Below are 21283 nucleotides of genomic sequence, written 5' to 3' on the forward strand. Positions count from 1 at the left end.
TGACATCATGAAAGTTCATTGAAAGGAAAGAATCATCTTGGACCAACACAAAACTCCGTTATTTGACGCTTTGGTACAGCACGCAACGAGCAATCCGCTGCCTTTTCATATACCCGGCCATAAAAAAGGGAAGGGAATGGATCCGGCATTCCGATCCTACATGGGTGACAATGCCTTAGCCATTGATCTAATCAATATTGTCCCGCTCGATGATCTTCATCAGCCGTCAGGGATCATTCGGGAGGCGGAGCGCCTGGCGGCAGAAGCCTTTGGCTCGGATTATACGTTGTTTTCCGTACAAGGAACCACCGGGGCAATCATGACCATGATCATGTCTGTTTGTGCACCGGGCGATAAGATCATCGTGCCCCGGAATGCCCACAAATCCATTTTGTCGGCCATTATTTTTACAGGAGCGATTCCGGTATGGGTAACGCCTGAACAAGACCGCAAACTAGGAATCGAGCATGGAGTGTTGAAGGAGTCGATCCGGCAGGCGATAGAGCAGAACCCGGGCGTAAAGCAGTTCTTCTCATAAACCCAACCTATTATGGAACGAGTGTGGATTTGACGGATATGGTTGAATTCGTTCACGGCTATGGAATACCGGTTTTGGTGGATGAAGCACACGGCACGCTTATTCATTTTCATGAGAAATTGCCTGCGTCGGCCATGCAAGCGGGCGCGGACATGGCGGCAACCAGTGTCCATAAACTTGGAGGGTCGTTGACTCAAAGTTCAATCCTCAACGTAAAAGGGGAACGGGTTAATATAAAGCGGATTCGAACGGTTATGAGCATGCTGACAACCACTTCAACCTCTTATATCCTTCTGGCCTCCTTGGATACGGCTAGAAGGCAGTTGGCCGTAAACGGGCGCTTGCTTGCGGAGAAAGCCATAAATTTGGCTGATCAAGCGAGAAGCCGGATCAATACTTGTCCAGGTCTTTACTGTTATGGCGAGGAAATACTCGATCTGAAAGGCGTATATCATTATGACCCGACGAAGCTATGCGTTCATGTTGGAAAACTCGGCATTACGGGATATGAGGCGGAGCTGTGGCTGCGCGAACAATATAACATCGAGGTAGAGTTAAGCGATCTGTCCAACATTTTATGTCTGATCACGCTTGGTGATACGGAGCATGAGGTTAACCGTCTTCTTCAGGCTTTGGAGCATATGGATGACATGTTTCGGAGAAAAGAGAGCGCTAGTGCTCTTACGCCATCCGTCATTCCTGATGCCCCGCCATTTTTGATGCCGCCGAGAGACGCCTTCTATGCAGATACGGAAACCGTACTATTTGAGCAATCATCGGGCCGGATCATCGCGGAGTCCATCTATGTTTACCCACCGGGCATTCCGATCCTTATGCCTGGACAGATTATCCTCCAGGAGATCGTAGATTATATTACGAGGCATGGGGAGGCAGGCCTACCGATTAAAGGACCAGAGGATTCAACCGCGAAAGAGGTAAAGGTTGTTGTTGAGCGCAGAAAGGGCAAAGAGACGAGCTGAGAATATCAGTTCAGTTATAGAGAGGGGGTATCGGGATGGTTTTGTACATTATCGTCATTACGCTGGCATTAGTCGGCGGGGTTTCCACCATGCTTGTTGGCCACTCTCAAGAGAATAAGAAAGCTAACCCCGGCTATGAACGCAGAACAAAAGCGAATATCACTAAATTAATCTTGATTTATGTGTTTTCTTTGGTGGCATTTATTGTGATCTGGATGATTTTCAAGTAATTAAGCAATTGGATAATTGAATGTACCGAGACCCATGGTATTCCTGTCCTTTCAAACAGGCATTCCAATGGGTCTTTTTTGTGTCCAACGGATGGGGACTCAAATTATTAATTGGAGGGTCACGATCGTAGTGTTAATCATTATATTCGTTGAGGGTACCTTACAAAAACAGACATAAGAGGTGATTCTAATGTTTTCGCTACGTTACCGACTGCTCGCGTGGTCCTCATTCATCGGCATGTTCTTCGTATTGCTTGCCGGAGCGATCGTAACCAAAACGGGATCGGGCAGAGGCTGCGGCGACGATTGGCCGCTATGCAACGGGAAATTTGTCCCGGCTTACACGCTGGAATCCATGATCGAATATTCGCACCGGCTGATCACAGGTGTGGTGGGACTGCTGGTTCTTCTAACCTTTATTGTGACATGGCGTTATTACAAATCACATAAGGAAGCATTGTACTATGCTGGCGGCACTTTGTTTTTTACGATCGTTCAGGCTTTGATGGGGGCTGCTGCAGTCATGTGGCCGCAGCAGCCGGCTGTAATGGCGCTCCATTTTGGCATCGCTCTGCTTGCAGTTGCAAGCTGCATGCTGCTTGTCGTATGGATGTACCGGACGGAAAAAGAAAAAATGAGCTTCCATACAGCTCCTATCCCAACCCGCATTCGAGTCATCGTATGGGGGACATGGGCGCACAGCTGCATCGTCATTTATCTTGGCGCGTACATTCGTCACACCGAGTCGGATGCCGGATGCATGGGTTGGCCTTTATGCAATGGACAGGTCATCCCATATATGTATGGCGCATCGGGGATCGTTTTCATTCATCGGTTGGCGGCTGCGCTATTATGGATTTTGGCAATCATTCTGTTTGTTCTTGTTCGGCGGCACGAAGCCAAAGGCAATCACTCGGATTTTACCATTTCGGCGACCGGGTTGCTTGTTTTGGTAACGGCACAAATATTCAGCGGGGCCTGGCTCACGTTCGTTATGAATGATTCGGATGTTTATCTGTTTGCTAGTCTCGTTCACAATGTTTTGGCCGTTTTCTTGTTCAGCATACTGGCAGCTCTGTCCATTCGGTCATGGAAAAGGAGAATGCCGGCAGCTTGAAACGTTCATGGAAAGGAGATAACGATCGCTATTAATGTGATTTTTGTTACGGAAAATTGAACATGGCCTGTTCTTTTTCTGGTTAAGCGGCTGGTGACACCCCGTCCGTTCTCTTATAGAGTAATTCAGGAAATAGCAGGTGGAATGGAGCTGAAGGAAATGAAACGACCAAAAGCGCTTCGAAACATGATGTTGTTTGTCATGTCGATCATGACGGCGCTGGCCACAACCGGCTGTACGGAAAAGATCATTGTGTTAAACCCCAAGGGGCCCATTGCGGAGCAGCAGCGAGATCTAATGGTGATATCGCTCTTGCTGTGCAGTATCGTCATTGTTCCCGTGCTGATCCTTACGGCGGTTATCATCTGGCGATACCGTGACAAAAAAGGAAGGAGAGCGCGTTATACGCCGAATTGGGAGCACAGCACCAAGCTGGAGATCATCTGGTGGGGAATACCAATCGTTATTATTTTGACGCTTGCCGTAATAACCGTAAAAGCCACATATGCATTGGAACCATCAAAGCCGCTGGCCTCAGATAAGAAGCCTTTGACCGTTCAAGTAACTTCCCTAAATTGGAAGTGGTTGTTCCAGTACCCTGAGCAGGGGATTGCAACGATAAATGAGTTGAAAATTCCGGAAGATGTGCCCGTTCGGTTTGAAATCACCGCCGATTCTCCAATGAACTCGTTTTGGATTCCGCAGCTTGGAGGACAAATGTATGCCATGTCCGGCATGGCGATGAAACTTCATCTCCAAGCCGATGAGGTGGGACATTACTGGGGATCCGGGGCTAATTTTACGGGTACGGAATTCGCCCAGATGTATTTCGATGTAGAAGCGACCACTCAGGAACAATTCGATCAATGGGTGGAAGGGGTCAAAGCAGGTTCGCCGAAGCTGACATTGGACGGATATAAGCGATTGGTTGAACCCTCGACTTCCAAGGTTCAAACGTTCTCCAAGTTTCCTGAGGGGCTGTTCGAGATGACCGTTACGAAATACGGAGCCTCTCACAACCATGGGTTGTCGACGAGAGAGGCTCAAAAAATCAAACCGAAAGAAGAGAGCTAATGTTATTCGGATCATGAAGTAAGGAGAGATTTGTCCATGTGGGATAAGGTAAAAGACTTCGCTTCCGAGTTTTTTGTAACGGGAGATCCGCTAATATACGGAGCGGATGTCACCATCGTTCTAACCCTGATAGCGATCATATCCGGGTTAACTTATTTTAAAAAGTGGAAATGGCTGTGGCGAGAATGGCTTACCACGGTTGACCATAAAAAGATCGGAATCATGTACATCTTAGCTGCTTTTCTAATGCTGTTCCGCGGGGGAGTCGATGCGATTCTCATGAGGGCTCAGCTGGCCATGCCGGGGGTCGAGTTCCTGCCGCCGGATCACTATAATCAGATTTTTACGACGCATGGCGTCATCATGATTTTATTTATGGCCATGCCTTTCATGTTCGGTCTGTTCAACATCATGGTTCCGCTTCAAATCGGAGCCAGGGATGTTGCATACCCGTTTTTGAATTCGCTAAGCTTTTGGCTGTTCTTTTCAGGCGCGATGTTGTTTAACCTGTCATTCGTAATCGGGGGGTCGCCCGATGCGGGCTGGCTCGCATATCCTCCTTATTCGGAACTTCAGTACAACCCCGGAGTCGGACAGGATTTCTATATTTGGGGTATACAAATTTCGGGTATCGGCAGCTTAATGACCGGGATTAACTTCATTGTGACGATCCTGAAAATGCGGGCCCCGGGAATGAAGCTGATGAGAATGCCGATGTTCTCGTGGTCGGTGTTATCCAGCTGTATCGCGATCATCTTTTCGTTTCCGATCCTGACGGCAACTCTGGCTCTATTGTTTTTAGACCGATATGCCGGCGCACATTTCTTCACCCTGGATGGCGGCGGGAATCCGATGATGTATATCAACTTGATCTGGATGTGGGGCCATCCCGAGGTTTACATTATTGTGCTTCCCGCATTCGGGATTTTCTCTGAAATTGTGTCGACCTTTTCGAAGAAGAAGCTGTTCGGTTACAAATCCATGGTGTACGCCATGATGATCATCAGCGTATTGTCTTTTCTCGTTTGGGCGCATCATTTCTTTACGATGGGATCGGGAGCGGACGTCAATGCATTCTTTGCGCTAACGACCATGTTGATTGCCATACCGACCGGCGTCAAAGTGTTCAACTGGCTCTTCACCATGTTCAGGGGGAAAATCACGTTTGAAACACCCATGTTGTGGACGATCGGGTTTATTCCGTGCTTTATTGTCGGCGGTCTGACCGGAGTGCTTCTGTCGGTTGCGCCGGCCGACTTCCAATTCCACAACAGCTACTTTCTGATCGCACACTTCCATCAGGTCATTATAGGAGGCGTGGTGTTCGGTTATTTTGCAGGGCTTTACTATTGGTGGCCCAAAATGTTCGGCTTTAAGCTGAATGAACGTATAGGGAAATGGGCGTTCTGGTTCTGGAACATCGGGTTTTACTTCTGCTTCATGCCGCAATATATTCTCGGACTCATGGGAATGACCCGTCGCGTCGTCACCTATAGTTGGGACAAAGGCTGGTGGGAAATGAACTTCGTTTCAACGATTGGCGCAGCATTGATGGGGGTTGCATTTTTGTTCCAGGTATGGCAGATCGTTCATGGGTTCAAGCATCGCAAAAATAATTCGGACACAACAGGTGATCCGTGGAACGGACGCACACTGGAATGGTCCATTCCATCTCCGGCTCCGGCATACAATTTCGCGGTCCTTCCGCAAGTTACCGAGCAGGATGATTGGTGGGAGCGCAAGTTGCGCAAAGAACAGGGGCAAGGGCTGTCCGAACCTTCGCAGGCAAAAAAATGGGAACCCATTCATATGCCTAAAAACTCCGGCACTCCCATTGTCATGTCGGCTTGCTGGTTTATAGCCGGTTTCGGATTCATATTCCATTGGCCGTGGTTCATCATTGCCGGATTGGGCGGCGTAGCTGCTTGTTTGCTTTACCATTCCTACAACTATGATACGGATTACTACATCCCTGTCGATGAAATTGAACGCACGGAAGCGGACTTAAGGAGGGTGATTATTTAATGGCACAATCCCATGTGCAGGAGTCCCGCCATGACCATCCGGATATGGAGGAGGTACGGACATTCGGTTTCTGGATCTATTTAATGACCGATGTCATCATTTTCGGAACTTTATTTGCAACGTACATCGTCCTTCGGCATAACACCGATGGAGGACCGGGAGCTGCCGATCTGTTCCAGATAAACGGCATTATTGCAAGTACTTTTATATTGCTGACGAGCAGTTATACTTGCGGGCTCGCCGTGCTGGCCATGCATAAAAAGAAAGTAAGAGCCCTGCTAAGCTGGCTCGGCGTTACCGCACTGCTCGGTGCCGTTTTTCTCGGTCTAGAAATCACCGAATTCGTTCATTTGACGGATGAAGGTGCCTCGATTGGCACGAGTGCGTTTCTATCGGCGTTCTTCACATTGGTGGGTACGCACGGTATCCATGTATTGTTTGGACTGGTGTGGATTGTTGCATTAATCATTCAGTTGTCCAGAAGAGGCATTACGCCGGTAACGACGCGGAAAGTCAATATCATTAGCCTTTTCTGGCATTTCCTTGATGTTGTTTGGATATTCGTGTTCACGATCGTGTACTTAATGGGGGTGAGCTAACATGACGGATTTGAACTCGGCTCATGCACAGGAGGAGCATCATGGTTCCTTTAAATCGTATACGATCGGGTTTATCTGCTCCTTGATTTTAACGGCGATTCCGGTTGCGATGGTCATGAACGAATGGCTTCAGGGTACCATGTTGTCGATCGTGCTGATGATAGCCGCCGTAATGCAGCTGTTCGTTCAATTATTGTTCTTCATGCATTTACGGGAGGAAAAGAACCCCCGCTACAATTTGATCTCCTTGATTCTGGGTCTGGTGATTTTGGTCGTTATTGTCGCTGGATCGATATGGATCATGCTTAACAACATGGTGGCTGTATGAAAAAAAAGAGCATGTTGGCGGATTGGCTGCACTTAACCAAACCGCGCATCCTTCAGCTTAATCTCATTGCCGCCTTCGGAGGCTTCTGGTTGGCCTCCGAAGGCGGAATAAACGGAAGTTTACTGCTATGGACGCTGATCGGGACAACCCTGACGATGTCATCCGCCTGCGTTTTTAACAATGTGTGGGATTATAAACTGGACCGCAAGATGGATCGAACGAAAGTCAGACCTCTGGCAGAAGGGCGAATAAAGCGATCGCATGCTGTCTTGTGTGCCCTTGTGCTCGGTATCGCAGGAGAAACCATATTGTTTTGGAAGGCCAATGTGCTATGCGGCTTACTAGGGTTGCTCGGCATGCTCGTCTATATTGTTGTTTATACGATGTGGTTGAAAAGAACATCGACCTGGAGTACGGCCGTCGGTGGTATTTCGGGCGCAATGCCGCCCGTTATCGGTTATTGTGCAATCACGAACCGACTGGATTTAGGAGCTTTTCTCTTATTTTGCCTGTTGTTTTTGTGGCAGCCGGCACATTTCTGGTCCCTTGCCATACGACGGGTGGATGAGTATACAGCCGCCGGATTTCCGCTTTTGCCTGTAAGAAAAGGGGTCAGACGCACGAATTTGCAGATGATTCCTTATGTCGCGCTTCTGCTACCGACGGTTATTCTTATGTTTTTATATGATTATTCGGGTATTGTATTCCTGACCGTATCTTTGTTTGGAAGTTTGCTTTGGTTATGGCATACCGTTCGTGGTATTACGAAGTTCCAAAATGAGCGGTGGGCTAAAACGAATTTTTTGATTTCGGTAAATTACTTGATGATAGTGTTTGTCACGATGATCTTGGATAACGCTTGAAAGGCATTTTAAATCTAATATAACCATTCCTGATTTTTAAGGGGAGAGGAGAGTGAGCCAGTGAGGAGAATACTCGGCTTGTTCATGGCCGTTCTGGCAGTAATCTTCCTTGGCGCCTGCAACCCGAAAGCGGTGGATGAGCCGGCACTTCAGGCGACGATTTCGTCTCCCGAAGATGAAGAGGCTGCAGCATTGTACAGAAGTCAATGCATTTCCTGCCATGCCGCCGACTTAAGCGGCAAAGTAGGGCCAAACCTGCAAAATATCGGCTCGAACATAACCGAGGAAAAAATCAACGAAATCATCCGGGATGGCTCGAAGGGCATGCCTTCTTTTAATAAGCTGTTAGAGGACAACGAGATTCAGATTTTAGTTCAATGGCTGGCCAAAATGAAGTAAGGAGGAGTATGATTTGAGAATTTTTGCTTTAGCCGGACTGCTTGTAATGATTCTGGGAATCGCAACGGCCTGCGGCAATTCCAAACCCAATCAGCTAAACATCCCGGTCGAACCTTTTGAATTTATCAATCAGGATGAAGAGATCGTTTCGTTGTCCGATTTAAGCGGTAAAGTATGGATTGCGGATTTTGTCTTCACGCATTGCATTACGGTGTGCCCGACGATGACAGCCAATATGGCGGAGCTTCAGAAGAGATTGAAAAAAGCGGGGGCAGAGGCTGAACTGGTTTCATTCTCCGTCGATCCGGAGCGTGATGACCCTGCGGCATTGAAAAGCTATTTGGAAAAGTTTGATGCTGAGTTTTCGAATTGGCATGCCTTAACCGGTTACGAATACGAAGAGATAAAGTCGTTCGTTCTGAAATCTTTTAAGTCGCCCCTTGTTGTGGATGCCGCTTCAGAGCAAGTGATACACGGTACTTCTTTTTACCTTGTCGACCAATCCGGAACGGTTGTCGCCAAGTATGACGGGACCACGGATACTCCATACGACAAAATCATTAAAGACGTGAAAGCTTTGCAACGATAAACCGGAAGGGAAATATAAAACAATCAAGGTGCATGGTAAAGATTCTGGACGTCACAAAATCTTATCACGCACCTTTTTTAGTGGTCAATCGAACAGCTTAAGCACAGGAGCAATTATCTTACGGTCCTTCATCTAATATCGATCGAAGCGCTTCCGCGAATTTGGCTGTGCCGACAAGAATATCTTCGGTTCTGGCACGGGCATAGGTAAACCGCACATAACCGGAAGCCGATCCGTACACGCTTCCAGGCACGAAGATGACCCCTCTTTGAATCGCGGCATCAAGTAACTTGGCGTCATTCACCTCAGGCACGATTTTACACCACAAATGCAGCCCTCCCTCAGGAACGGGGAACTCCACAAGCTCCGGCATTTCATGTTGAATGGCCTCGATGATCAAATCCCGCTTGTAAAGCAGCGTTGACCGCAGCCGATCCATATGGGGATCGAAATACGGGGAATTCAGGAAACTGGCGGCAACCTTTTGCGGTACAACGCTAAGCCCGAAATCCATCTGCTGTCTGGCATCCGCCAGCCTCTCGACCACGGAATGGGGTGCCACCATCCATCCGACGCGCAATCCGGATGCGGCAATTTTCGAAAAAGAGCCGATATAAAGCACGGACCCGATCGTATCCAACGATTTTAAAGGTGTAGGAGGCGTGCCCTTATAAGCGGTTAAACTAAAAGGGTCGTCCTCTACGATAGGGAGGCCAAGTTCGCTGGCAATATCAAGCAGTTGTTTTTTTCTCTCACTGGCTAATAGAGCGCCTGTCGGATTCTGAAAGTTCGGATTGATAAACAGCATTTTGATTTTATGCTTTTTGAACAGGGAACGTATTTCCTCAGGCTGCACGCCGTGTTCATCAACGGGAAGCCTGAACAACCGAAGGCCTGCCGACTGGAACATGGGCAGCGAGTAACAGTAAGACGGATCCTCAATGGCAACGGCATCGCCCGGAGACAACAAACATTGGGTGATCAGGTATAAAGATTGCTGCGAACCGGATGTAATCAAGATGGACGATTCCGTCGCCTGGATGCCGCGATACTTTTTAAGAAATGCAACCAAGGCCTGTCTAAGAGGCATATATCCTTGGGGGTTGTCATAACCGAAATAGGATGTATACTGTTTTTCGTTCATGATGGCATTGATCTCGTCAATCGGTGCCAAGTCTCCGGCGAGCTCGCGCTGGCAAAATCAATGATGGACGGATCCTGCTCCAGAGCCACCCGAATCCGGCGCAAAAAGGGCAGGTTAGGCAGGAAGTTTCCGCCTTCCGCATAACGATGCCAATTGGGCGTATGTTTGGGGGTGGCTCCCCATTTCGTTTTGCTGACTCTCGTTCCGCTTCCCGATCTGCTTTCTATAATTCCTAGCGAACGTAGCTCAGCATAAGCCAGAACCACGGTACTCCGGTTGACTCCCAATTGTTCTGCCAATTTTCGTTCGGAAGGAAGCAAACTTCCTGGTGGAAACTCTCCATAGGATATTCTTTGTTCGAGATCGTCCGCGATTTGTTGATAAAGAGGCTGATTGCTTCCGCGATCAGGTTTCCACACGTTTTTCACCCTTTCCACATGTATATAGAGCGAATAAAATCTATGATTTTTATCATAACACCCTTCCTTTTTGCTGAAACCCGATTATGTATCATTTATATGACAAATATGGATCTATCCGTTGGGAATAACGCCAAAGGTAATGGAAGGTTCATTTCATGCTGTTTTCTTGTTTGTAGCGCATGGCGATTGTGATAAAATGGAGAAATCATGCAGCAATGTCTCATCATCCAGACCCCAAACTATGAAGAGGTGAAATTATGGAAATCAGACAGTTAAAGCCGGACGAATTTGACGCTAGCACGAAATTATCCGAATATGCTTTTCAATATACTATGACTCCGGAGCAAAAAGAAACCAGCAAAGCGCATTTCGAGCCTGAACGATTCTGGGGGATTTTTGAGGGAGAAGAACTGCAAGCGAAACTGACCATTCTCCCTTTTCAAGTTTACCTGCAAGGCGGGATTTTGGATATGGGCGGCATTGCGGGAGTGGCAACTTGGCCGGAGAACCGCAGAAAGGGGCATGTATCCACACTCCTTAAACATGCGCTTCAAGAAATGAAGAACAAGGGACAGACGCTATCCTTCCTGCATCCGTTTTCGATCCCGTTTTACCGTAAATTCGGATGGGAGCTATACGCAGAGTATAAAAAATACACGATCCCCGTAAAAAGCTTTCCGCCCAAAGTGGATGTGCCGGGAAAGGTTACCAGAGACGTAACGGACATCCCTACGCTCGATTCGATGTACCAATCCTTTGCAGGCCGATATAACGGTACCCTTGTGCGGGACGAAGCCTGGTGGAAACGATCCGTTCTGCAGGAATACGGGTACAGTGCCGTTTATTATTCGGCCGAAGGCGAACCGCAAGGTTATGTGCTGTATAAGCTTCAAGATAAAAAACTGGTATGCGACGAATTCGTATATCTGAACGAAGAAGCGCGGAGTGCGCTGTGGACCTTTTTCGGAAACCATGACTCCCGCATTGAACAAGTGGAGTTGACCATGGTGCCGGGAGATGACCAGTTGCCCTTTATGCTGCCCGATCCGCGCGTAACCCAGGAAATCGTCCCATATTTTATGGCACGAATTGTAGATTTAAAATCCTTTATGGAACAATATTCCTTTACGGCGAATAGAGAGGCTGAACTAACGATCCAAGTAAAGGATACGGCAGCTCCATGGAATGAGGGATTGTGGAAGCTGGGCGTTAACGGGCAGGGAAAGGCGGACGTGGTTCAACTGCCTTCAACCGGCGCAGCTTCATCCGATCTGTCAACGGATATTCAGACGCTTTCCGCGCTGTTTATGGGTTATAAACGCCCTCAAGAATTATACCGAATGAAACGCCTTGACGGTGATCCCGTGAAAGCGGCGCTGCTAGAATCCATGATTCCGGCGGGACAATCCTTGCTTATGGACTTTTTCTGAGCAGCGAATAAACCTCGCTATGGATTTCTGGGAGTCCTGGTGACGGGGGCGCTTTCCGGCCGTGACAACCTTACATATGAAAACAGATCAATGCCTTTGGCTAATCGCGGCCAGTGTTCCCCGAAGTACTTGGAACGACTTTTTTGTTAAATGCGAGTAATATCATCATCCCTATGATACAAGCGGTACCCAGCCATTGGTAGAATCCGAAAGGCTCTTTTAACCAAGTTACCGCCGTGACAATGGCTGCCAGCGGTTCCAAACTGCCCAATAGACTTGTTTCCTTGGGAGATAAACTTTGGAGACTTTCAATATAAAACCAGAAGGCAATCATGGTACCGAAGAGGATAATGAAGGCCAAGTATAAATAAACTTCCGGTTTCAAACTTGAGATGTCCTGTTTCCAGACGGGATGGACAAAGTTCAATGCGGTACCGCCGATCATCATAGCCCAGCCCACAATGACCAGCGAATCGTATTGCTTTAGCAGAGGAACGGCATACAACGTATAGAAGGCCAACGCTATGCCGGAAAGAATCCCCCATACGATGGCCGGAGCCGGCACCGACAACTTGGAGACCGATCCGTTGGTTAACAGGAAGAAGCAGCCCGCTAAAGCAAGGGAAACGGTTAGCATGTCCTGCCGGGCAAAAACAGCTTGTTTTCTCAATATCAAATAAATGATGATCATTACGGGAGCCAAATATTGCAATAATGTCGCAACGGCCGAATTGCCATGCTTAATGGATGCCATATACGTGTACTGAACCGCTAACATACCGAGCAGGCCGAAGATCAGCAGTTGCACGGCATTTCTTTTATTTTTCCATACACCGAATATCTGGGAACGGTCTTTTGCAAAAAATTGAACGGTTAGGAGCAAAAGACCCGCCACCAGCAAACGCAACGTTACGAGCCAACTGACATCGACGGCATATTGCTGAAAGAGTTTTTGTGCCGCTGTACCTCCAACACCCCAACATACAGCGCCCGTTGTAACGAGGATTAATCCGGTTTTTCTTGCAGGTTTCTTCATGGTTGACTCTCCACTTCAATATAATTATAGTACTATACTAAGCGGTCATTCTATTTTAAAATACAAAAATCGAATGGAAAAGTATAAATATATTGAGGTGGCATGTGCAAATCAAAGATTTTAAAATTGATCATGACTTGAAAGAGCTGACCGAACACCGTACGGTTGCGCTGCCTTTGGCATGTTACGAAACCCAGATCAACCGTAATATAAACGGCTATATCCCGCTCCACTGGCATGATGAAATACAATTTATTCTGATTGTAGAAGGGGAAGCGGTTTTTCAAATCAACGATGAGGAGGTATATCTCGAAAAAGGGGAGGGGCTGTTCATAAACAGCGGCTGCCTGCATATGGCAAAAGACCATAACCGATCGGGTTGCGTATATATTTGTTTGAACGTTTCTCCTGATTTCATTTTGCCTCAAGCGCTGTATGCCACCCATGTTTATCCCTACGTACATGCAACCAATCTAACTCACTTGCTCCTGGATCCCAACGAGAATTGGGGAAGAAACATATTATCGGCCATTCAGGAGATCAGCCACAACATTAAACAACAATCAACATTATATGAAATCGAGATCATGAACCAGCTAACTATAATATGGAAAAATTTAGCCGCGAATGGGTTTCCTTTAAAGTATGATCACGCCAAAATGATGAAGAGTCACCGAATGAAGCAGATGCTGCATTGGATACATCAGAATTATGCCGAGAAAATCCTGTTGGAAGATATAGCACGAGTCGGCCAATTGAGCCGTTCGGAAACCTGCCGGTATTTCAAACAGTTTCTAAAGACGACGCCGTTAAATTACGTCATCGAGTATCGTATTCAAAAAAGCCTGAACCTGCTTCAAGATCCTGAAATTAACGTTACCGAAGCGGCCTACCAAATCGGATTTAACAGCACCAGCTATTTCATAAATAAATTTAGAAGTATCATGGGCATGACGCCGCTGGCATACAAGAAAAATCAACGACATACAAATGAATGATATTCTTATCCGAAAGAAGAAACTGAAGCCGGATACTTACCTGGAGTCGGTCCCTTCACCATAAAGGTGGTTATAAAGCTTGTTGGAATATAATGTAAAAGAAAAAGTGAACGGGCGAAAAGAAACGCTGCAAAAATACGTCGATTCTACGGAAAAGCAGCGGCAGCTCTATCAAAAAACCTTGATGATCGTGGTCCTTTCCCAAATCCTAGGCGGAGCCGGGCTTGCTGCAGGGATAACCGTCGGTGCTCTTCTTGCCCAGGACATGATCGGTACGGACAGCTATGCGGGGATTCCTGCGGCGCTGATCACGCTCGGTTCTGCCGCCGCAGCATTTCTGGTAGGGCGGCTTTCTCAACGTTTCGGCCGACGAGCGGGCTTGGCATCGGGTTTTTTGGCCGGGGGCATCGGCGCCTTCGGTATCGTATTTGCGGCAGTCGCCGATCATCTGCCGTTGCTGTATGTTTCGCTGCTCGTCTATGGCGCCGGCATGGCCACAAACTTGCAAGCGCGCTATGCCGGCACCGACTTGGCCCAACCTAATCAGCGGGCAAGGGCGGTCAGCATGGCCATGGTATCCACTACGTTTGGCGCGGTAGCGGGCCCCAATCTGGTGGATGTGATGGGACGGTTCGCGGCGTCCATAGGCGTTCCCGCATTGGCGGGTCCGTTCATTCTGGCGGGGGCAGCTTTCACCCTTGCCGGACTGGTGCTCCTGGCTTGGCTTCGCCCGGATCCATTCATCGTTGCAAAAGCCATCGCGGAAGCGCAGAAGACAGACCAGGTCAAGGTCTCAGAATCAAGCAGTACCGGAACAGCAATGAGCAACAGGGGGATTATCGTCGGGACAACCGTCATGGTTTTGACTCAAATCGTCATGATCGCGATCATGACGATGACACCGGTCCACATGAAGCATCACGGACACAGTTTACGCGAGGTAGGGCTTGTCATCGGCATTCATATCGCTGCCATGTATCTCCCTTCCCTTGTGACCGGCGTCCTTGTAGATAAGCTCGGACGAACGATCATGTCGTATGCCTCAGGCATTACGCTGCTTTTGGCAGGAATCCTGGCCGCTTGGGCACCGCCCGATTCAATGGCGGCGCTTATCGCTGCGCTGGCGCTGCTCGGAATCGGTTGGAACTTTGGTTTGATCAGCGGCACCGCGCAGATCATTGATGCAACGCCTGAACACATTCGAGCGAAAACGCAGGGGACCGTTGATGTTCTGGTTGCATTGGCAGGCGCTTCGGGCGGCGCATTGTCCGGGATGGTTGTTGCGAATTCCAGCTTTGCTGTCCTCTCCATTACTGGAGGCCTCAGTTCCTTGCTGCTTATCCCGGTCGTCCTCTGGTCGCGCAGCAAACGCAGTTAGGATCGTTATGATTTCGTTAATCATGAAAAGTAAGCCGGACCTCAATTGATCGAGGCACGGCTTACTTTTTTGTCGGCTATGTATGTCATGACTATAGCATAGGCATAACGCATTAGGCTTTTGGCTTATCCCGAAGGGATTCATATTGCGCTGTGCAGCAGCGATGACCCGGGCAGCTCCAGCCGGTATCCTTTAACGAGGGTTTCTCCATTGGTCGTATCCGTCTCATAGGCCCGCTCAAAGCCGAGCCTCTCATAAAGATTCACAGCGGAGGCCATCATGTCGGAGGTATGGAGATTCAACGTGGTTGCCCCGAGCTGAATGCATCTTCGGCCGGCTTCCTGAATTAGAAGCGTAGCGATGCCCCGTCCCCTGGCGGCTGGAGATACGGCAAGGAGGCGGATAATCGGCGAATGGATTCCCATTTCCGGCTTGCCGTAAGCGGCTTCCGAGGAAAGAAAGAGCTGAACGCTGCCGACGATTTTTCCGCCAAGCTCGGCTACAATGCGGGCATGCGGAGCATTGCCGTACGCGGACTTCCGAATCGAATCCCGGTACTCCTCCCATCGTTCCTTAGGCATATCCAAGGCATATTGCTGATAGGACTCCAGCATTACGGCCGCCACGGCCTCGCGTTCCCACTCCCGGGCATCCCGTAGAACCACTTGTTGTATGGGATTCATTCTTCATCACTCCTCATTGTCGGTCTTCATGTTTACCAAAGAAGCATTTTGCGATAAGTTGTGAACAGTATATCAATCAAAACCGATTTATCACATGGGAAAACAAGATTATTAATGGCTTAATTAAAAAACTCTATAAGGATATAAGGATTGACAATGATTTGCCAACTGCCTAAGATAAGAATAATTTATAACCCACTGTCGACTTAAAACCGCCTAAATTTATAAGAATAATGTGATTAAATTGCGTTTTGGGGGTGCCAAACTTGAATATCGAAAATATCGAGGCCTTTGTCTACATTAACCATTACGGCAGCTTTAACAAGGCCGCCGACGTTCTTTTTCTCTCGCAGCCGACGGTGACGGCGCGCATTCAGTCGCTGGAACGCGAGCTCGACTGCAGACTGTTCGATCGTTTGGGGAAACAGATTCATCTGACGGATAAAGGCAGGCAGTTTCTTCCCTATGCCCAGCAAATCCTTCAAACCTTTCAAAAAGGGAAACATCACCTTCAGTCCAATCAAGCGATGCCCAATGTGCTGAGAATCGGAAGCACGGTCTCGATTTCCAACTACTTCATGCCGCAGCTTCTCATGGTTTTAAACCGGCGTTTTCCGGATATTCACTTTAAATTGACCACAGCTCCTACGGAAGAGCTGGCCGTTAAGCTCTCGGCCAAAGATATTGACTTTGCCTTTGTCCGCAAGCTGATGAATCCGGCCTTTCAATCCTATCCGTTCTTCGAAGACCCCATTCGCTTGTACGTTTATAAGGATCATCCGTTGGCAACCGCCGAAAGGGCGTCGATCCGCGATCTAAGGCATGAAAGGCTCGTGTTTTTCGAATGCGGCTCCCTGGACTGGCTGCGGATTCATAGGGTATTCGAGAACCTAGAACAGCAGCCGGACATTGTATTTCAAGTGGACAATTCCGAAACGGCCAAAAAGCTGGTTTTAGAGCGAGCCGGGATTTGCTTTCTCCCAGGCCTATGCGCACGGCAGGAAGTTGACGAGGGACGCCTGATTCCGGTGGACATTAAGGAGACGTTGGGCATCTCCATGCAGACCAATCTGATCTCCTTGGCGGGTCAGAACAAAGATTTCTTGGAATCCGTGCTGGAACTCGGCGGTCAATTATCCCATTAATGAATTGCATGGACGAATAGAAAAACTCTATTAGACGCGTTCGGAAAATCGCGTTAAAGTTAGTGTCAACATAATTCTTATTAAAACCATCGGAATTATCGAATTGTGGGACAAACGAAGTTGAAGGGGGATGAGGTCGTGAAAAAATCGGTTGGAACAGCAGTTTTAATCCTGTTGGCAGGGGTGATCGCCGGATGCGGAGCGGGTGCGAATAACGGGGTGACGCACAAAGTTAACCCGGCGAACGCTGCCGAAGGAAGTGCAACCAAAATCGTGGTCGGTACAGGCACGGCCTTTCCGAGGGTTTGCTTTATCGACGAGAACGGAAAGCTGACGGGCTTTGACGTTGAGTTGGTCCGGGAAATCGATAGGCGGTTGCCGGAGTATGAATTCGAGTTCCAGACGATGGAGTTCGCCAATCTGCTGCTGAGCCTGGAGACGAAAAAGATCGACTTTGTTGCTCACGAGATGGAGAAGAATCCGGAGCGAACGGAAAAGTATCTTTTCAACAAAGAACCTTATGCATACTGGAAAAACAAAATCATCGTCGCCAAGGACAATGACTCGATTCAATCGATGGATGACCTGAAAGGAAAGAAAGTTCTGGCCGGGGCCACCAGTGCGGCTGCACAGATTCTGGAAAACTATAACAAGGAAAATAACAATGCGATTAACATTGTCTATCAGAACGGCGCAGCGAATGATGCAGTGAACCAGATTACGACAGGCCGGGTGGATGCCACGTTGGGCGCCGATTTTACGCTGCCGCTTATCGACCCCCGGGGCAAGCTTAAAGCGACGGGGGCTCCACTGTCGGAGGGAGACATCCTGTTCGTCTTCCGAAAGAATGATCCGGCAGGACAGAAGTTGGCGGATGCGGTTGACGGGGCGATCAAGGAGCTTAAATCCGACGGTACGCTCGGGAAGCTGAGCAAGGAGTGGCTGGGTGACGACTTTACCTCATCGAAATAAGCGAGGGAAAAAACCAAGAAGGGAGAAGGGTAGTTCATGGGTGCACCGTTCGATTTCTCGTTCGTGCTTGGCTTTATTCCGAAGCTTCTGTCCGTGCTGGGCGTAACGCTGCAAATAGTCGGCAGCTCGCTGCTATTGGGGATGATCGCCGGATTTTTAATCGCCCTTCCCCGTCTATACCGGATACCGGTACTGAATGCGTTGTCCAAAGTGTATGTTTCGTTTTTCAGAGGAACGCCGATTCTGATTCAGCTGTTCTTGTTTTATTACGGATTGCCGGAGATTTTGAAGCTGGCTCATATTGACTTGTCACGCGCGCCGGTCCTGGTATTCGTCATCCTGACTTACGGGCTTCATACCGGAGCGTTTATGTCGGAGATGATCCGCGCCTCGGTTGCGGCCGTGGACAGAGGCCAGGTCGAGGCCGCATATGCCATGGGAATGAAGGGACATCAAGCGTTTACCCGGATTGTTCTCCCTCAAGCTCTTGCCATTGCGGTCCCGGTCTTTTCGAATATGGTGATTGCTTTGCTGAAGGACACCTCTCTGGCTTTTACCCTCGGGCTTATGGAGATGACGGGAAAAGCCGAAACGCTTGGCAGCATAACCCAGCATTTCATCGAGGCGTATCTTGCTTTAGCGTTTATCTACCTTATCGTCAGCTTTGCGCTGGAGAAGCTGCTGAAGCTTGCCGAGCAGCGATTAACGCTTCATGAGGTTCCGAATGCGGCGGTCAAAAAGGGATTCCGGATTCGGAAAAAATTAAGCCGGCTCATGATACCGGAAATGGGACTGAAAAAGGAGGCGTAGAGCCGTGAAAATCGATCCATCATTCATTTGGACGGCTTTTGTGAATTTGCTGTCCGCCGTTCCGACCACCCTGTTGATCACCGCCGTATCGGTCACGGCGGGGTTTGTCATCGGGCTGATAACCTCATTGGTCCGGATCTACAAAGTTCCCTTGCTGAGCCAGATTGCTGCTGCTTATATCACCTTTATCCGCGGTACGCCCATGCTTACGCATCTGCTGCTGATCTACTTTGGCTTGCCGGCGATTCTGGATGCTGTTTCCTCTCAATGGGGCTGGGGCTTGAGATCTTCCTCCATTCCGATGATCTGGTTTGCGTTTATATCGTTCTCGATTACCGCGGGAGCTTACATGTCGGAAGTGATCCGCTCCGGGCTGATGGCAGTCAACCGCGGTCAGATGGAAGCCGCCTATTCGGTCGGAATGACGACGGTCCAAGCGCTGCGCAGGATCGTATTCCCGCAAGCGCTGGCAGTCAGCTTGCCTAACCTGTCCAACTCGGTGATCGGCATGCTTCACGGCTCGACCTTGGTTTTTACCGTATCGGTTGTGGACATTAACGCCCAAGCGCAAATCGTGGCATCGACCAACTGGAAGTTCTTCGAGTCTTACCTGGCGGCTGCGGCTATTTTTTGGGGGCTTACCCTCCTGATCGAAAGGCTGACGGCGCAGCTTGAGAAACGAATCAATCTTTACAATCGGGGGGGAGTCGCATGATTAAGCTGACGAATATTTCGAAGTCCTTCGGCCGGAATCATGTGCTGAAATCCATTGATCTGACGGTCAACAAAGGCGAAGTGGTTGTCATCCTCGGGCCGAGCGGGTCAGGCAAAACCACGCTTCTGCGCTGCGTGAATTATCTGGAGAAGCCAAGCGACGGGGAAATTGCCATCGGCGATTTCAAGCTAAGCTGCAAGCGCGCCACGAAGAAGGAGATCCAAACGCTTCGCCGGAGGTCGGCCATGGTCTTTCAGCAGTACAATCTGTTCAAGCACAAGACGGCGCTGGAAAACGTCATGGAAGGCTTAGTCATCGTGAAGAAAATGCCGAGGGAAGAAGCGAGGGAGAAAAGCATTGCGCTGCTCGAAAAAGTAGGGCTTGCCGGAAAACTGGACGCTTATCCGAGCCAGCTCTCGGGAGGCCAGCAGCAGCGGGTCGGCATTGCCCGGGCGCTCGCCATGGAGCCTGAAGTGATCCTGTTCGACGAACCGACATCGGCATTGGATCCGGAGCTTGTGGGAGAGGTGCTGGCGGTCATCCGCAAGATCGCCAAGGAAGGCATTACGATGATCGTCGTGACCCATGAGATGGGCTTTGCCCGGGACGTGGCAAACCATGTCGTGTTTATGGACGGCGGCGTCATCGTGGAGGAGGGAGCTCCGGCTGAACTGTTCAACCATCCTCGCGAAGACAGGACCAAGCAGTTTCTGAAGCGGATTACGCCTGAACTCAACTATAGCATTTAGGAGGCCGACAGTTATGGGGATAACGATAAGCGTGCTTGATCAAAGTCCGATTTTTCCCGGGGAAACACCCTCGGAAGCTTTTGCGCATACGGTTTCTCTGGCACAAATATCGGAGGAACTGGGGTTTCGCCGGTTCTGGGTATCGGAGCACCATGATTCCGACCATGTGGCGGGTTCCTCGCCCGAGGTTTTGATCTCTTATCTCTTGGCGAAAACAAAGACGATCCGCGTCGGATCCGGCGGCGTCATGCTCCAGCATTACAGCCCTTACAAGGTAGCCGAAAATTTCAATGTGCTGGCCTCTCTCGCTCCGGGACGCGTGGATTTGGGCATTGGCCGCGCGCCCGGCGGCTTGCCGCGAAGCACGCAGGCACTTCAGCGGGGAGTAGAGGATCAGGCGAATCTGACGGACAAAATCGTGGAGCTGGGAAAGTTCGTACATAATCGACTCGAAGAGGAACATCCCCTCTCGGGATTACGTGCCGCTCCCCTGCCGGAGACGGCTCCCGAGCTGTATGTGCTGGGCGCAAGCGTTGGCAGCGCGGAAATCGCAGCCGGACTGGGCCTGCCTTATGTATTCTCGCTATTCATTAATGGGGATGAGTCCGCGGCGTTGGAAGCGATTCGGACCTACCGGAGCGCCTATGACCCATCCCATGGAACGGAGCCGCAGGTCATGGTGGCTCTCTCGGTCATCGTTGCCGATACCGAGGAGGAAGCGGCTAAGCTTGCCGGTTCGCAAAAGCTTGTGAAGATTCATCTCGCCGGCGGAAGGACGCTGACGCTCGGTACCCTGGAACAGGCCGAGGAATTTGGGAGGCAGTCGGGCGAGCCCTATACGATAGAGGAACAGGAGCCCTTCATTACGAAAGGGACGAAAGAATCGGTCCGGGCGAAACTGCTTGAGCTACAAAAGGCAACCGGGGTCGACGAGTTCATCGTGACCAGCAACATTCAGCCCTTTCCCAAGCGCCTCCGTTCCTTTCGGCTGCTTAGCGAAGCTTTGGCTGAAGTGCCTGCCGAAGCGTAAATGTGCAACCCTCAAACTGGGATCATTAC

At 49.4% G+C, this 21283-nt stretch carries 20 protein-coding genes and 2 pseudogenes; 19 read left to right on the forward strand and 3 right to left on the reverse strand.

The window, feature by feature from the left end; all coding sequences use genetic code 11:
- The first annotated feature begins 37 nt into the window (after positions 1–37).
- The 10 genes and pseudogenes from XI25_RS20275 to XI25_RS20320 all read left to right on the forward strand — a co-directional run bounded on the left by XI25_RS20275 (position 38) and on the right by XI25_RS20320 (position 8742).
- A pseudogene (locus XI25_RS20275) lies at positions 38–1518 on the forward strand (aminotransferase class I/II-fold pyridoxal phosphate-dependent enzyme).
- A gap of 35 nt (positions 1519–1553) precedes the next feature.
- On the forward strand, positions 1554–1748 hold the full coding sequence (locus XI25_RS20280) for a hypothetical protein (RefSeq protein WP_046679949.1): 195 nt from the start codon (positions 1554–1556) through the stop codon (positions 1746–1748).
- Positions 1749–1938: 190 nt separating this feature from the next.
- Positions 1939–2865: a COX15/CtaA family protein gene (locus XI25_RS20285; protein ID WP_046679950.1), complete on the forward strand. Its 927-nt coding sequence runs from the start codon at positions 1939–1941 to the stop codon at positions 2863–2865.
- Positions 2866–3024: 159 nt separating this feature from the next.
- On the forward strand, positions 3025–3939 hold the full coding sequence (cyoA, locus tag XI25_RS20290) for a ubiquinol oxidase subunit II (RefSeq protein WP_046680008.1): 915 nt from the start codon (positions 3025–3027) through the stop codon (positions 3937–3939).
- Positions 3940–3975: 36 nt separating this feature from the next.
- A complete protein-coding gene (locus tag XI25_RS20295; RefSeq protein ID WP_046679951.1) occupies positions 3976–5964 on the forward strand; it encodes a cbb3-type cytochrome c oxidase subunit I in 1989 nt (662 codons plus the stop codon).
- Positions 5964–6563, forward strand: a complete 600-nt coding sequence (gene cyoC / locus XI25_RS20300; RefSeq protein ID WP_046679952.1) for a cytochrome o ubiquinol oxidase subunit III — start codon at positions 5964–5966, stop codon at positions 6561–6563. Before XI25_RS20295 ends, cyoC begins: the two co-directional genes overlap by 1 nt.
- A gap of 1 nt (position 6564) precedes the next feature.
- Positions 6565–6891, forward strand: a complete 327-nt coding sequence (gene cyoD, locus XI25_RS20305) for a cytochrome o ubiquinol oxidase subunit IV (protein ID WP_046679953.1) — start codon at positions 6565–6567, stop codon at positions 6889–6891.
- Positions 6892–6902: 11 nt separating this feature from the next.
- Complete coding sequence (gene cyoE / locus XI25_RS20310) at positions 6903–7754, forward strand: heme o synthase (RefSeq protein WP_046680009.1); 852 nt, start codon at positions 6903–6905, stop codon at positions 7752–7754.
- Positions 7755–7814: 60 nt separating this feature from the next.
- Positions 7815–8153, forward strand: coding sequence for a c-type cytochrome (locus XI25_RS20315; protein WP_235440012.1), 339 nt, complete (start codon positions 7815–7817; stop codon positions 8151–8153).
- Between the two features lie 46 nt (positions 8154–8199).
- Positions 8200–8742, forward strand: coding sequence for an SCO family protein (locus XI25_RS20320; protein WP_046680011.1), 543 nt, complete (start codon positions 8200–8202; stop codon positions 8740–8742).
- Positions 8743–8860: 118 nt separating this feature from the next.
- Here the strand turns inward: XI25_RS20320 and pdxR are convergent.
- Positions 8861–10305 (reverse strand): annotated as a pseudogene (pdxR, locus tag XI25_RS20325) (MocR-like pyridoxine biosynthesis transcription factor PdxR).
- A gap of 260 nt (positions 10306–10565) precedes the next feature.
- Here pdxR and XI25_RS20330 point away from each other — a divergent pair.
- The gene (locus XI25_RS20330; RefSeq protein ID WP_046679954.1) at positions 10566–11738 is read left to right on the forward strand and encodes a GNAT family N-acetyltransferase; all 1173 of its coding nucleotides are present in this window, start codon (positions 10566–10568) and stop codon (positions 11736–11738) included.
- A 100-nt stretch (positions 11739–11838) separates the two neighbouring features.
- On the opposite strand, the gene XI25_RS20335 is transcribed toward XI25_RS20330, so the two are convergent.
- Positions 11839–12774, reverse strand: a complete 936-nt coding sequence (locus tag XI25_RS20335) for a DMT family transporter (protein WP_046679955.1) — start codon at positions 12772–12774, stop codon at positions 11839–11841.
- A gap of 104 nt (positions 12775–12878) precedes the next feature.
- On the opposite strand from XI25_RS20335, the gene XI25_RS20340 reads away from it, so the two are divergent.
- Together XI25_RS20340 and XI25_RS20345 are read left to right on the forward strand one after the other, a co-directional pair.
- Positions 12879–13772: an AraC family transcriptional regulator gene (locus XI25_RS20340; protein ID WP_046679956.1), complete on the forward strand. Its 894-nt coding sequence runs from the start codon at positions 12879–12881 to the stop codon at positions 13770–13772.
- An 82-nt stretch (positions 13773–13854) separates the two neighbouring features.
- A complete protein-coding gene (locus XI25_RS20345) occupies positions 13855–15150 on the forward strand; it encodes an MFS transporter (RefSeq protein ID WP_442950423.1) in 1296 nt (431 codons plus the stop codon).
- 140 nt (positions 15151–15290) lie between these two features.
- Here XI25_RS20345 and XI25_RS20350 read toward each other — a convergent pair whose 3' ends face one another.
- On the reverse strand, positions 15291–15833 hold the full coding sequence (locus XI25_RS20350; protein ID WP_046679957.1) for a GNAT family N-acetyltransferase: 543 nt from the start codon (positions 15831–15833) through the stop codon (positions 15291–15293).
- A 266-nt stretch (positions 15834–16099) separates the two neighbouring features.
- Here XI25_RS20350 and XI25_RS20355 point away from each other — a divergent pair, with 266 nt between their 5' ends.
- From XI25_RS20355 to XI25_RS20380, 6 genes are all read left to right on the forward strand, one after another.
- Complete coding sequence (locus XI25_RS20355; RefSeq protein WP_046679958.1) at positions 16100–16978, forward strand: LysR family transcriptional regulator; 879 nt, start codon at positions 16100–16102, stop codon at positions 16976–16978.
- Between the two features lie 138 nt (positions 16979–17116).
- The gene (locus XI25_RS20360) at positions 17117–17950 is read left to right on the forward strand and encodes a transporter substrate-binding domain-containing protein (RefSeq protein ID WP_046679959.1); all 834 of its coding nucleotides are present in this window, start codon (positions 17117–17119) and stop codon (positions 17948–17950) included.
- Between the two features lie 36 nt (positions 17951–17986).
- Positions 17987–18760, forward strand: coding sequence for an amino acid ABC transporter permease (locus tag XI25_RS20365; RefSeq protein WP_046679960.1), 774 nt, complete (start codon positions 17987–17989; stop codon positions 18758–18760).
- Between the two features lie 4 nt (positions 18761–18764).
- Positions 18765–19475 (forward strand): amino acid ABC transporter permease, encoded by a 711-nt coding sequence (locus XI25_RS20370; protein ID WP_046679961.1) that lies wholly within the window; start codon positions 18765–18767, stop codon positions 19473–19475.
- Positions 19472–20224 (forward strand): amino acid ABC transporter ATP-binding protein, encoded by a 753-nt coding sequence (locus XI25_RS20375; RefSeq protein WP_046679962.1) that lies wholly within the window; start codon positions 19472–19474, stop codon positions 20222–20224. Before XI25_RS20370 ends, XI25_RS20375 begins: the two co-directional genes overlap by 4 nt.
- A gap of 13 nt (positions 20225–20237) precedes the next feature.
- The gene (locus XI25_RS20380) at positions 20238–21254 is read left to right on the forward strand and encodes an LLM class flavin-dependent oxidoreductase (RefSeq protein ID WP_046679963.1); all 1017 of its coding nucleotides are present in this window, start codon (positions 20238–20240) and stop codon (positions 21252–21254) included.
- The last annotated feature ends 29 nt before the right edge of the window (positions 21255–21283 follow it).

The organism is Paenibacillus sp. DMB20, from assembly GCF_000987955.1.
Classification (GTDB): Bacteria; Bacillota; Bacilli; order Paenibacillales; family Paenibacillaceae; genus Paenibacillus_AQ.